This window comes from Methylobacterium sp. WL9 (assembly GCF_008040035.1).
GTDB classification, from domain to species: Bacteria; Pseudomonadota; Alphaproteobacteria; order Rhizobiales; family Beijerinckiaceae; genus Methylobacterium; species Methylobacterium thuringiense.
Window position 1 is genome coordinate 198,433 of the sequence record NZ_VRVE01000001.1, and the last position, 13,771, is coordinate 212,203.

At 57.6% G+C, this 13,771-nt stretch carries 9 protein-coding genes and 1 tRNA gene; 9 read left to right on the plus strand and 1 reads right to left on the minus strand.

Going from position 1 to position 13,771, the window contains the following annotated elements; genetic code table 11:
- Positions 1-270: 270 nt before the first annotated feature.
- The 8 genes from FV217_RS00920 (at position 271) to FV217_RS00955 (ending at position 9,198) form a co-directional block, all read left to right on the plus strand.
- On the plus strand, positions 271-1,023 hold the full coding sequence (locus FV217_RS00920) for a rhodanese-like domain-containing protein (protein WP_147813332.1): 753 nt from the start codon (positions 271-273) through the stop codon (positions 1,021-1,023).
- Positions 1,023-1,226, plus strand: a complete 204-nt coding sequence (locus FV217_RS00925; RefSeq protein WP_147813334.1) for a SlyX family protein — start codon at positions 1,023-1,025, stop codon at positions 1,224-1,226. Before FV217_RS00920 ends, FV217_RS00925 begins: the two co-directional genes overlap by 1 nt.
- A gap of 58 nt (positions 1,227-1,284) precedes the next feature.
- Positions 1,285-1,360, plus strand: a tRNA-Val gene (locus FV217_RS00930).
- 203 nt (positions 1,361-1,563) lie between these two features.
- Positions 1,564-1,704, plus strand: a complete 141-nt coding sequence (locus FV217_RS00935) for a hypothetical protein (RefSeq protein WP_187272381.1) — start codon at positions 1,564-1,566, stop codon at positions 1,702-1,704.
- Between the two features lie 402 nt (positions 1,705-2,106).
- A complete protein-coding gene (locus FV217_RS00940; protein ID WP_147813336.1) occupies positions 2,107-5,130 on the plus strand; it encodes a type I restriction endonuclease subunit R in 3,024 nt (1,007 codons plus the stop codon).
- Entirely contained in the window at positions 5,120-6,430 is a 1,311-nt protein-coding gene (locus FV217_RS00945; protein WP_147813338.1) for a restriction endonuclease subunit S, read from the plus strand. The genes FV217_RS00940 and FV217_RS00945 overlap by 11 nt, the downstream gene beginning before the upstream one ends.
- 3 nt (positions 6,431-6,433) lie before the next feature.
- Positions 6,434-7,558 carry an AAA family ATPase gene (locus FV217_RS00950; protein WP_147813340.1) on the plus strand — a complete coding sequence of 375 codons (1,125 nt, stop codon included), beginning with the start codon at positions 6,434-6,436 and terminating at the stop codon, positions 7,556-7,558.
- The gene (locus tag FV217_RS00955; protein WP_147813342.1) at positions 7,555-9,198 is read left to right on the plus strand and encodes a type I restriction-modification system subunit M; all 1,644 of its coding nucleotides are present in this window, start codon (positions 7,555-7,557) and stop codon (positions 9,196-9,198) included. The genes FV217_RS00950 and FV217_RS00955 overlap by 4 nt, the downstream gene beginning before the upstream one ends.
- Positions 9,199-9,480: 282 nt before the next feature.
- Here FV217_RS00955 and FV217_RS00960 read toward each other — a convergent pair whose 3' ends face one another.
- Positions 9,481-11,736, minus strand: coding sequence for a helix-turn-helix domain-containing protein (locus FV217_RS00960; RefSeq protein ID WP_187272382.1), 2,256 nt, complete (start codon positions 11,734-11,736; stop codon positions 9,481-9,483).
- A gap of 20 nt (positions 11,737-11,756) precedes the next feature.
- On the opposite strand from FV217_RS00960, the gene FV217_RS00965 reads away from it, so the two are divergent.
- Complete coding sequence (locus FV217_RS00965; protein ID WP_147813346.1) at positions 11,757-13,589, plus strand: HipA domain-containing protein; 1,833 nt, start codon at positions 11,757-11,759, stop codon at positions 13,587-13,589.
- Positions 13,590-13,771: the final 182 nt, after the last annotated feature.

The following is a 13,771-nucleotide window of genomic DNA, read 5'->3' on the forward strand; positions in this document are numbered from 1 at the left end:
TGAGACGCGCTAGATCTATACGCGCAATTTGCAAAGCTCGATCAAAGTCTAAGTGACGTGACATCGCGCAAGCCTCCGAAGATTGGCCCTTCTATCCAATCGCCATCGGAATGTCAAGATTTAAGTCCTACGATAGGTGAAATGGCTTCGCGCTCCCGTCAGGGGCTCGACCGTCCTCGGAGTTACAGAACCATTCCGTTGGTGGTCTTGATACATCGCGGCACATCGAAAGTTTCCCCGCATGCGCGGTACTGTTAGATGCGCATCCCAATGCCCCACACCGTCGCCGCCCTCTACCAGTTCACCCCGCTCCCCGACGCCGCCGCGTTGCAGGCGCCGCTGCAGGCCCTGTGCGGGTCGCTCGGCATCACCGGCACGCTGCTGCTGGCTGGGGAGGGGATCAACGGGACGGTGGTGGGGTCGGCGGAGGCGATCGACGCGTTCCTGAGCGAACTGAACGCCCCGAACCTCTTCGGCGGGCGGCTCGACAACCTCGAATATAAGCTCTCGACGGCGGAAGGCCCGCCGTTTCGCCGGCTCAAGGTCAAGCTCAAGCCCGAGATCGTCACCTTCGACGACGGCGCCACCGATCCGGCGCGCGGCACGGGCACCAATGTCGCGCCGGAGGATTGGAACGCCCTGCTGGAGCGGCCGGACCTGCTGCTGGTCGACACCCGTAACGCCTTCGAGGTAGCGCTCGGCACGTTCGAAGGCGCCGTCGATCCCGGCCTGAAGACCTTCGGGGAGTTTCGTGCGTTCGCGGACGAACTCGACCCGGCGGCGACACCGGAGATCGCGCTGTTCTGCACCGGCGGCATCCGCTGCGAGAAGGCCGGGGCCTATCTCAAGGGGCGCGGCTTCGCGACCGTGCATCTCCTCAAGGGCGGCATCCTGAAATACCTGGAGACCGTGCCGGAGGCGGAGAGCCGCTGGACCGGCGACTGCTTCGTTTTCGACGACCGCATCGCGCTCGGGCCGGGCCTCGTCGAGCGGCCGGACCACCCGCCGGAGGCCCTGCGCTGATGACCGACGCCCGCCTCGACCGCCTCGAGATCCGCCTCACCGAGCAGGAGGCCGTGATCGAGGACCTGAACGCCACGATCACCGCGCAATGGCGCATGATCGACAAGCTCACCCGCAGCGTCGAGCGCCTCGCCGCCCAACTCGAAGAAGCCTCCGCCCGCGGCGCCGGCAGCGGCCCCGAGGCCCCGCCACCGCATTATTGAACCGCCCGCGACGCTTGCGAAACCCGGGCGCTTTCCGTAACGCTCCCGGCCGTTGCCCGGGCGGTTAGCTCAGTTGGTAGAGCGTCTCCTTTACACGGAGAGGGTCGGCGGTTCGAGTCCGTCACCGCCCACCAAAGATATCAAATAGTTAGCGTGATTTTTCCAGCTTAGTTGCTTCCCAATAAATCCCTTGGGAAGCCTATGGGAAGCATCAGAACGCATGTTGCATCCTTGCGCTCGCAGTTTACCCTGCACGGTGGCCTAAAGCGCACGGAGCCTCAATTAGACGGACTGTGCCCTTTGCCCCCCTAGCCCTCAGCCGTTCAAGGAGAAGGGCGTGCACGTCGCTACCGTGACGGTTGCGGGCTTCATGAACAGCCAGAAGGACGCCACAGCAGTAGCCGAGCACTTCTGGCAGCTCCACAGCCAGCCGTCCGGTTTGTGGGAGGTGGAGGCCATGTACACCCCGGAGGCTTAACCGCCACAAAGTACCAGTCGGAAAGGCCGCTGCGATCGCGCGCGGCCTTTTTTTGGGTCAGAGGTAGAACGTCTGCTTCGAGCCGAAAGGGGAAGGTCCGGTCGTGACCCGTTGCGGACGCCCCAAACGTCCGCTTGCTGACAGTACGGCTTTAAGGGTGCTGCATAGGGTGCAGCGATGATCAGGGTAGCCAAACCGCCAACCTGGGCATGCCATTGTGATCGGCTTACAGTCCCGATCTTGGCACGCGCAGAGCGACAATCATGGGACGTTGCAACGCCTACGCCTGCTACCTTTTTTTCTCTGTCTGAGGTACTGGCGCCCTAATGCAAATCACGCATACCCCTCAGAGCTTGGGGAGCGATGCTCCCCCCATGGACAACCTCGACCGCGGCTTTCCCTATGGATAACCTCGAACGCGCCTTGGAGCAGTCGCTCGTCACAAAGCTGAAGGATCTCAAATGGGACTACCGTCCCGATATCCGAGATCGTGTAGCGTTAGAGAGCAATTTCCGCGGGAAGTTTGAATCATTAAATAGCGTTCGCCTCACTGACTCCGAATTCGCTCGTCTCATAGACGAAATTGTCACGCCGGATGTTTTTACCGCCGCGCGGACTCTTCGTGAGCGAAGCAGCTTTACGCGAGATGATGGCACTCCGCTCAATTACGCCCTCGTCAACATCAAAGATTGGTGCAAGAACTCTTTCGAGGTTATCAACCAGCTTCGCATCAATACGGACAACAGTCACCATCGCTATGACGTCCTTCTCTTGATCAACGGGGTGCCGGTCGTTCAGGTAGAACTGAAGAGTCTCGGGATCAGCCCGCGTCGTGCTGTGGAGCAAATCGTTGAGTACAAGAACGATCCGGGAAACGGCTACACGAAGACAATTCTGTGCTTCCTCCAACTATTTATCGTCAGCAACCGCGATAAGACGTTCTACTTCGCAAACAACAATGCTCGGCACTTCGCATTCAATGCGGAAGAGCGTTTTCTGCCGGTCTACGAGTTTGCGGATGTCGACAACAAGAAAATTGTCCACCTCGACAGTTTTGCCGAGACCTTCCTCGTCAAGTGCACCCTCGGCCAGACGATCAGCCGTTACATGGTTTTAGTGGCGAGCGAGCAGAAGCTCCTGATGATGCGGCCGTACCAGGTCTACGCGGTCAAGGCGATTGTCGACTCCATCGCGCAAGACTGCGGTAACGGCTACGTCTGGCATACGACGGGCAGCGGCAAGACACTGACTTCTTTCAAGGCGTCAACGCTCCTCAAAGACAATCCGGACATCGAGAAGTGTCTCTTCGTCGTGGACCGGAAGGATCTCGATCGGCAGACGCGCGACGAGTTCAACAAGTTCCAGGAAGGCTGCGTCGAGGAAAATACCAACACTGCATCTCTTGTCCGCCGCCTGGTCTCAGACGACTACGCCGACAAGGTCATCGTCTGCACGATCCAAAAGCTCGGCCTCGCATTGGACGAAAATAGTAAGCGCAACAAGCAGCAGAAAAAGGACGGCAGGAAGAGCTTCAAGGAACAGCTCGAACCACTTCGCGACAAGCGAATTGCTTTCATCTTCGACGAATGCCACCGCTCGCAATTCGGAGAGAATCACAAGGCCATCAAGGAATTTTTCCCGCGCGCTCAGCTCTTCGGCTTCACGGGGACCCCCATCTTCGATCAGAATGCGGCTCAGCAGAAAATCGAAGACACTCAGGCAAGTATGAGGACGACGGAAGATCTCTTCCAGCAGCGTCTGCACACCTACACGATCACGCATGCGATCGAGGACGGCAACGTCCTTCGGTTCCACGTTGACTATTACAAGCCGCAGGGCAAGACTGTGCCCAAGCCGGGTGAACCACTGGCGAAGCGGGCGGTAATCGAGGCGATTCTGTCCAAGCACGACGCGGCCACCGGACAGCGCCGGTTCAACGCCCTACTTGCCACGTCATCGATCAACGATGCCATCGAGTATCATTCCCTTTTCAAAACCAAGCTAGCCGAGAAACTGGCCGCCGATCCCGGCTTCCGGCCGCTGAACATTGCCTGTGTCTTCTCCCCGCCGGCTGACGGCGACTCTGATGTGAAGCAAATCCAGGAAGACCTGCCGCAGGAAAAGGAAGACAACGCGGTTGAGCCGGAGAAAAAAAAGGAAGCGCTGAAGGCCATCCTCGCCGATTACAACGCCCAGTACGGCACGAACCACAAGATTGGTGAATTTGATCTCTACTATCAAGACGTGCAGAAGCGCATCAAGGATCAGCAATGGCCGGATGCCGATCTCAAGAAGGCATACCCCAATCAGCCGTACCACAAGATCGACATCACGATTGTCGTTGACATGCTGCTGACCGGCTTTGATTCCAAGTTCCTGAACACTCTCTACGTCGATAAGAACCTGAGGCATCACAGCCTGATCCAGGCTTTCTCGCGCACGAATCGCGTGCTGAACGCCACCAAGCCCTATGGCAACATCCTCGATTTTCGCCAACAGCAAGATGCCGTCGATGCCGCGATCACCCTCTTCTCGGGAGAGGCGGCCGCCGAAAAGGCACGCGAAATCTGGCTGGTCGAAAAGGCTCCTGTGGTCATCAAAAAGTTGGAAAACGCTGTCCAGAAACTTGATATCTTCATGAGATCGCAGGGCCTCTACTGCGCCCCCGACGCTGTACCCAACCTTAAGGGCGACGCGGCTCGCGCGGCCTTCATCGAGCATTTCAAGGAGGTCCAACGGCTTAAGACCCAGCTTGACCAGTACACCGATTTGACGCCGGGTAACGCCGCGACGATCGAACGGGTCCTTCCGCGCGAAATACTTCTGGGTTTCCGCGGTGCCTATCTGCAAACAGCCCAGCGCCTTCGGGCTCAGCAGGGCAAGGGCGCAGACAAGCCTACGCCGGAAGCTGACCAACTCGATTTCGAGTTTGTCCTCTTTGCCTCTGCCGTCATCGACTACGACTTTATCATGGGCCTCATCGCCCGCTATTCCGAGGCGATCCCCGACAAGCAGAAGATGAGTCGTCACGAGCTGATCGGCCTGATCCAGTCCGATGCCAAGTTCATGGACGAGCGTGAAGATATCGCCGCCTATATCACCACGCTGAAGGCAGGTGAGGGGCTTAATGAGAAGGCCATCCGTGACGGCTACAACCGCTTTAAGACGGAAAAGAGCGCGGCTGAACTGGCGGGTATTGCGGGTAAGCACGGGCTGGCCGGGGAGGCGCTGCAGGGCTTCATCAACACCATCCTGCAACGCTCGGTCTTTGACGGAGAGACACTGACTGACCTGATGGAGCCCCTTGGCCTGAACTGGAAGGCGCGGCGGGTGAAGGAACTGGACCTGATGGCCGACCTGATGCCGCTGCTGCTTAAGCGCGCCGGTGGGCGCGAGATTTCGGGGCTGAGCGCTTATGAGCAGTAAAGGGACATTCACTACAGCGAAGGATGGCGAACCGGCTCCTTCGCCGAATTTGCGCTTTCCTGAGTTTCAGGATGCAAACGGCTGGCACGTCACGAAGCTAAACTCTCTCTTGTTCGAGGCGAAGCATCGGAACAGGTCACTTGAGCTTGGCCCCGCTGACGTTCTTTCCGTATCTGGTGAGTATGGCTGTGTTAACCAGATCGAGTTCATGGGGCGCTCTTATGCTGGCGTGACCGTCAAGGACTATCATGTCGTTGAGCACGGTGACATTGTTTATACCAAGAGCCCCCTCAAGAAAAATCCTTACGGAATCATCAAGAAAAACAAAGGCAAACGCGGGATAGTCTCCACCTTGTATGCGGTCTATCGCCCCACTCCTGACTGCTGCCCAGCTTATTTAGATCATTTCTTTTCCGTCGACTTTCACCTGAATTCGTACTTGCAGCCCATCGTAAGGAAGGGCGCCAAGAATGACATGAAGGTCAATAACGCTGATGTCCTTAAGGGTGACATCTGTGTTCCAGACCTTCCTGAGCAACAAAAAATAGCGGAGTGCCTGGACTCTGCAGATGCGCTGATCGAGGCGCAGGGGCGGAAGGTGGAGGCGCTAGGGGCCCACAAGAAGGGCCTAATGCAGCAGCTTTTTACCCAGGAAGCCGAGACCCAACCGCGCCTCCGCTTTCCTGAGTTCCGCGACGCGGAGGGGTGGGAGGTGAAGAGGGTCGATGAACGAGGCAGTGTGCTCGCGGGAAAGGCCTTGGCGGTCAATGCACTGGGCCCGCAGCGGCCATATCTGAGAACGAAAAATGTCTTGGACGGCGCAATCGACCTTTCAGATGTGCTGACGATGCCGATGACAGACGCTGAGTTCGATCGTTTTGAGATTCTCGATGGAGACATCTTGTTGAACGAAGGCCAGTCGCTGGAACTCGTCGGGCGCGCCGCGATGTACCGCGACGAGTTCGATGGACGTTGCGCGATGCAGAACCAACTACTTCGCTTTCGTGCGTACCCTTCAACCTGTCGGGAGTTCGCGGCGCAAGCCTTTCGGAAATGCCAGAAAGACGGAACTTTTGCAAACGTTGCCACCAAAACAACATCTGTGGCTCATCTTGGTAGCTCGCGCTTTAATTCCCTAGAGTTGGCATGGCCGGCTCTGTTGGCTGAGCAGCAGCGCGTCGCCGACTGCCTTAACTCACTAGATGGCCTTATCGCCACCGAGGCCCAAAAGCTAGACGCTCTCAAGACCCACAAGAAGGGGCTGATGCAGCGGCTTTTCCCCCGGGTTGGGGAGGCTTAATCTGTGCCAAACGCCTCCTTCGACGATCTGCGCTCGTTGGCACAGCACCTGCGGGACGAGCTTGAGGCGAAGAAATCGGTTCTGATCTATGCCTATAACGGCACAGGCAAGACTCGGTTGTCGACCGCGTTCAAGGACCTCGGCAAGGTGATGAGTGCTGATGGCGAGACGACATTGCAGGACACGCTCTACTTTAATGCCTTCACCGAAGACCTTTTCTTTTGGGACAACGATCTGGCGAACGACCGTGCGCGTGTGCTTAAGATCAACAGCAACTCGCGTTTTTTCGCGGGCTTGGACGAGTTGGAGATGGATAACCGTATCCGTCCTCTGCTGCATCGTTATACCGATTTCGACTTCAGGATCGATACGACGGAATGGGCGGTCAGTTTTTCGAGAGTGGTAGAAACGGCTGGCACCACTGCCACGGTTGAAGACATCAAGATTTCCCGCGGCGAAGAGAACATTTTCATCTGGTGCTTCTTCCTGGCCGTCGTTCAGCTCGCTCTAGACGAGGCCGAGGCATACACTTGGGTCCGCTATGTGTACATAGACGACCCTATCTCTTCGCTCGATGAATCCAACGCTGTGATGGTGGCGAATCACCTTTCTCAGATGTTGAAGGACGCGCCGAGCCGCATTCGGGTGGTTGTGTCGTCGCATCACGTGCTGTTTTTCAACGTGCTCTGCAACGAGATGAAGAAACCTCGGATGTACTTTCTGATTCGGAAAAAACAGGCGGGCGGGCAAATTTTCAAGGTGCAAGAGACCGATAGTACGCCGTTTCTTTATCATCTAGCGTCGCTGGTTGAGATGCATCAGGCGCAGAAATCAGAGGCGCTGTATACTCATCATTTTAACATGTTGCGCCGGGTCATGGAGCAGACCGCCGCTTTCTTTGGCTATCCCAGATGGCACGACTGCATCAAGCCGGAAGTGAACGATCCAAACGAGACGATCTACAAACGGGTTATCGACCTGATGAGCCATGGTGACTACTCGTTATATGAGCCACGCGAGATGATACCTGAGAACAAGGAGCACTTTGGCAGGCTGCTGAAGCAGTTTATTACGCTGCATCCATTCAGCCCAGCTTTGTTCCCTGAAGATGTACAGGAAGTACAATGAACGACCAAATTCAAAAGCAGCTGGGCAGGACGCTCTGGAATATTGCCGACCAGTTGCGCGGAGCGATGAACGCGGACGATTTTCGTGATTACATGCTGTCTTTCCTCTTTCTGCGCTACCTCTCCGACAATTACGAGGTGGCCGCGAAGAAGGAGCTGGGGCGCGACTACCCCAATACCAGCGCGATCGGCAATGGCGGGCGCTCGCCTCTATCTGTGTGGTACGCGCAGTATCCCGATGATGTTGCGCCTTTTGAACATCAGATGCGCCTTAAAGCGCACTATGTCATCAAGCCGGAGCACCTCTGGACCAGCATCGCCCATTTGGCGCGCACACAAGACAGCGAGTTGCTCAATACCCTGCAAGCAGGCTTTAAATACATCGAAAACGACTCGTTCCAAAGCACGTTCGGAGGCCTGTTCTCGGAAATCAATCTCGGCTCTGACAAGCTCGGCCGGACATACGCTGATCGCAACGCCAAGCTCTGCGCCATCATCACAGAGATCGCCAAAGGGCTCGCCAACTTCTCCTCTGATGTTGATGCGCTGGGCGACGCCTACGAATATCTGATAGGCCAATTCGCCGCCGGTTCGGGCAAGAAGGCAGGCGAGTTCTATACCCCGCAACAGGTGTCAGACATCCTGTCCGCGATCGTGACGCTCGACAGCCAGGAGCCCGCTACCGGAAAGCGAGAACGGCTCGCCAGCGTGTTTGATTTCTCGTGTGGCTCCGGTTCGCTGCTGCTGAATGTGCGCAAGCGCATGGGGCCGCACGGCATCGGCAAAATCTACGGGCAGGAAAAGAACATCACCACATACAACCTCGCACGCATGAACATGTTGCTGCACGGCGTGAAGGACACCGAGTTCGAAATCTATCACGGCGACACGCTCACCAACGACTGGGACATCCTGCGCGAGTTGAACCCCGCCAAAAAGCCCTCCTTCGATGCCATCGTGGCTAACCCGCCCTTCAGCCTCCGCTGGGAACCGACAGAGGCCATGGGCGACGATGTGCGGTTCAAGAATTACGGACTGGCGCCCAAATCTGCCGCCGACTTTGCATTCCTGCTGCACGGCTTCCACTATTTAAAGGATGAGGGCGTTATGGCGATCATCCTGCCGCACGGCGTGCTCTTCCGAAGCGGCGCGGAGGAGCGTATTCGAACCAAGCTGCTGAAGGATGGTCACATCGACACGGTCATAGGCCTGCCTGCCAACCTGTTCTACTCAACCGGCATCCCGGTCTGCATCCTCGTGTTGAAGAAGTGCAAGAAGCCCGACGACGTGCTTTTCATCAACGCGGCCGAATATTTCTTGAGGGACAAGCGCCAAAATAATTTGGGAAATGGCAAGAATGGGGCGCCGGATCATATTGGAAAGATTATCTCCACTTACCAATTCCGCACGGAAGAAAGCCGTTACTCCAAGCGCGTGAGTATGGATCGAATTGCTGAGGAAGGCTTCAGCCTGAACATATCCCGCTACATCAGCACGTCTGTGGTCAACAAAGAGGTAGAACTTGCAGCAACCCACGAGGAGCTAATTAAACTCGAAGAGGAAATCCGGATTGCCACAGTGAATCACAACGCGTTCTTAAAGGAGCTTGGCCTCCCGTTGATGCCGATGGCAGATATCTGATTGTGGAAGAGTTCGTGGGCTGATCGGAGCGAGGTGCGACGCAGTTCCATGATCTTGTAAGCAGCACTACCCTCCTCGGTCAGTCGGGGCGGCCGATGATGAGCATCGCGCCGGAGCCTGAGGGCCTTACCCTTCAGGACGTCTGCTTAGAGGCTCACTTTGAATGTCCGATGATGGCGCAAAGCAGCGATGTCGAATGACGCGATTTGGCCGAAGGCGGAACGGCGGCTTCCGGCATAGCAGTGGGCAAAACGGACGTTGGAGCCACCGCTAGTTTTTAAGTCAATCTGTACCGTCCGATTCGCTACGTGTTGTTTGCAGAAGCGGTTCGATGACCGATGAGGTCCAGGCATCCTGTAGCCTGTGGCTTGTAGCTTTCGCCGTGTCGGCGGCGTCCGGGCTGGTTTCAAACCAGTCGCGCCACATGCTTGCGACGTCGCGCTTGTATCCGGAGCCTTGACCGTAGCGGCTCGCGCTTTTGGTCCAGATATCTGCGTCGTCGAGCAGCGATCCGTAGGCGTCGCGTCCGATAATTCGGGCGATCGCGAGGAAGTCCTGACGCCGCTCCGCAAGCCGCTCGCGAAGCGCCTGAAGGCTCCGGACTACTGCGGCGAGGTCCTGATACTTGTCCTCTAGGTCGTCCAGCTTGTGCTCGATCCGTAGCGCAAGGGGACTGGTCCGAAGATTCGCGTCGATACGGACGCCCTGTCCGAGAATGTGCGAGAACTGGAAGGAATTCCATTCACCGCGACGTACGATTGATGCAGCGATCGAGCTGTGATGGCCAATCGCCATCTGGTCCATCAGGTTTTGATGAGCGAGGCGCTTGATGTCGGGAAGGTCAGCAACCTGACCAAGAATTCGCTCCATTTCCTGCTCAACATCCTTGCGTGCTTGGGCCGCGCGAACGCTATCGACATTGTCGCGCAAGTTGGCGACACCTTCGGCAGCCGCACGTCCCCGAGCGCCATAGACCGCTCGCATCGACGCAACTTGGCTACGAAGTTGTGCCCAGAATTTTTCGGGATCGTCGTTTCGGGCATCGAAGAAGTAGACGGATGTTTGGGGTAGGCTAGCTTGCGACAAAGCCTGCTGCACATCCTTTCGACGGATTGCGTAGCCCTGCTGTCGGGACGGGAGCGGCAAGTCGAATCCAGGCATTTCAAGCGCCTCGTCTCCTCGAGGAAGGACAAGAATGCATTGGCGGCATTTCTCGGCCGCGTCCGAGCCGCTCTCGACCGATTCCTGCAGCTGGCGCTGCACCGTGGTGTTCGGCGCATCGGCAAACTTCGTGCAAAGGACCATGAGGGTCCTCGGATCGTCGCTATGCTCGGCAAGGTCCGGGCGCTGCGTCACGCTCTCCACGCCTCTCGTGTCGACGACCTGCAGACTTTGACTATCGGCGCCGAGATGTGCTGATGGCATCAGCACTGTTATCCGGCGCGGTACGCTGAAGCGTTTTTCGAGACCGTTGTTAATCTTCGTTACAAGGGTCGAAACCCAAGTTAGGCCATCTTCGCTTCCTTCGGGTAGGATGATCTGCCGCTCCCTGCGATCCGCGAGCTTCATAGCGGCAACAAGGCGATCGGTTATTTCGTCGATGCCGAGTTTCCCTTTGAAGTATTCGACGATTGGGTCGATCGATATGATCTCGTCTCCGACCAGGGTAGACTCGGGTTTCGTCTCGGACATGTTGCGCAGAACGCGAGAGATTTCAGCGGAAACGCCGCTGCCGGTCGCGCCGGGTACGAGACTGGAAACGAGTTCACGGGTCAGGCGCAAAACCTCCTCGTCCTCGAGCGCATCGACGAGGATTCCGTAGGTAGGAGCGCTCCGAATAGCTGTCTCGCAGACGGTCGTTCGCCCAGAACCGACCGGAAACGCGGGTTTGCGTCCGCTTCTGCCATCTCCGACGAGCAGTCCAACCGCGTAGGTCAGTGCCGTCGTCTTACCCACGCCTATGTCGCCGACCCATGCGATGACGTGATCGCGTCTCCGCAGGTAAGCCTCGGCCGTCCGCAGCTCTCCCTCAAGAAGCCCTATCGGGCCGCGTAGAATGGGATCGTTATTTTCGGCTGCGAACGCGGCTAGATCGGCAAGCGCTTGATTTATGGTCCAGAGGTCTTCTCGATCGGGATGCAGGAACGAGGGCGGCCTTTCCTGAAGCCATGTCCGACCGTAATAATCCTGGACTTCCTTTGCGAGATCGGACGCGATGGCGCTCAAGTAGCGCTCTGCCATTTCGGGTTCGGCTTCCTCGGCGCGTTCAAGCTTGGACAGAACGCTTGGAACTGTCCCAATCAGTTTGGCCAACGCTGCCTGGGTAAGGTCGGCCGCGTCGCGAACGTATCGTAAGACATCGGTCGGGATTGAATGGGTCATGGTTGCGATACGTTCCAGGGTCTCCGGATCATAATGCGCGAAAATTCGCGACATTGGAACCGCCATCGTGAGGTAGATCGCATAATGAGCCGATTTTCGATGCCGTTCCGCTAAGCCCGTTGGCTTTTCGCCGTGCGTCTCATAACTTTCGCGCATCTGAGATACGGGAAAATTCGATGGCACTCCATCTTGTCGGAGAGACGATTGATCGCGTAAGCGCGCACGCAGCGGCTGAAGTCGGCCAGCTGATCGGAGTGTACCGCAGCATCTATGTAGACGCATCCGACGACATAAATCGAACGATCATTGACCATGCGGTCCGCATAGCAGCCTTCTTGTATCCGAACGCCTATTTATCCGGTTACAGCGCGGCAAATCTGGCACCGACCGTAGACGGTCGCTTGTTCCTGACCGGGCGGCGGAACCAGCGGACCCGCATACGCGCTTTAGAGATCATCCAGAACGAAGCACCGCAGAAGCCCTCGACGGTCCCTGTGATGGTCGGCGATGACATGGGCGAGATCCATCTCAAAGCGTCCTCGCCACGGCAACGCTTTCTGGAGGCATTTCGGCAGCGTAGCGAGCATGCGGGTGCAATCGACCCCGGTCTGCGCAAGCAAATGGCCGACCGGCTGATCCAGGAATTCGGGAGCCGCGACCGTGCGGCAGACGCACTCTGGACGATCGGTCGGGCAAATAAGTGGGTGCGCGAAGCCGAAGCCGCCGAACATTATCTGCTGAACAATGTTCAAGCTGCGGCACCTGTCAACCAGGCCCGTCTCGATCTGGTCGTGGCGTGGCACGGCGAGATCGTCGGCAACCTAGTGCACGACGGAGCCGAATGGCGATGGAAGGCAGCCGACAATGAACAGCTTGTGTTGATACGGGAAACGCGTCCCGGCAGCCTACCGCCCTTTATCGAATCGCTCCTGCCGGAGGGATGGCTGGCGCAGGTCCTAAACGACCGGGACGAACGCGAGACGCTGCGAAGCGGAAGTCGCTACATGTCCAACGTGATCATCGTTCAGGACCCAAATGAGATCGCGACCCTGCCGGTGGATGTCATCGACGGCCGCTTGGCCGTTTTTCAGAAACACGGACTGTTTACGGGCCGCTATGGCGGCCCGACCAAGCAGAATATCGAGCAATCTTTTCAAGAGAAGCTCGCAGAGCTGTTTGCCAGAAGCGATACGCCGAGACTATCCGGCGTCCAGATCAAGGCACCAATGAATCTCGATCGGAAGGGGGATCTGACCCCGGCTGTTAACATGCCTTTCACTCACATCCTCAAGCCTGCAGGCACGAGCGGTTTCGAAAACCTTCCACTAGTCGAGTGGATCTGCTTAAGCCTGGCCCAGGCCGCACAATTCATTGTCCCCGAGTTTGCCCTTATCGACATGCCCGACGGCATGGCTCCGGCCTTGCTCGTCGAGCGGTTCGACATCAGACGAACGAGAGACGATGCGCACCGCATCGCGATGGAGGATTTCTGCTCCGTTCTCGATCTCCCACCCAGCCGGAAATACGACAGCACCATTGAACGGGCAGCCCGAGGGCTACGCCCCCTGTCCACGGACCCGGATGCTGATGTGGAGCTACTATTCCGCCGCGCCGTCTTCGCGTGGTTGATCGCCGACGGCGACATGCACTTAAAAAACGTCGCGCTCCTCAAAGTTGCCGATGCGGAGGCTGCGCGATTCGATTCGGTCCGCTTGGCGCCAGTCTACGACGTGGTGACGACGCGAGTTTTTCCGAACCTCGAACACGATCGGATGGCACTTAAACTCGCCGGAAAGGACAGCCGCCTGGACCCCGAAGCGTTCAAGACGCTTGCGCAAACAATCGAACTTTCAGCGTCGCGCGCGTCGGTCGCGATGGCGAGCTGCGCAAGGCAGTTGTTCGACGCGGTAACCGTCCTCGCGCTCCCCTCCAAATACGCCGGCACCGGCGAACCCATGCTGGACCGGATCCGCAAGATTGTGCTGGAGCGGACCGAACCCTTCCTCTGACAATTCGGTGGCCGGCCCGACCTTCCTTCGACTACGCGACCTTCTCCTGTCCGCTTTTGAGATATTGCGGAACCCAGGCAAACGACCACGATGGGCGCAAAGCTGAACGTCCGCTTCCAGGCCTTCAACTAGAGCGGCGGCCGATCACGTGGAGTCGGTCCAGGTTTTCAGAAGCGGACTGG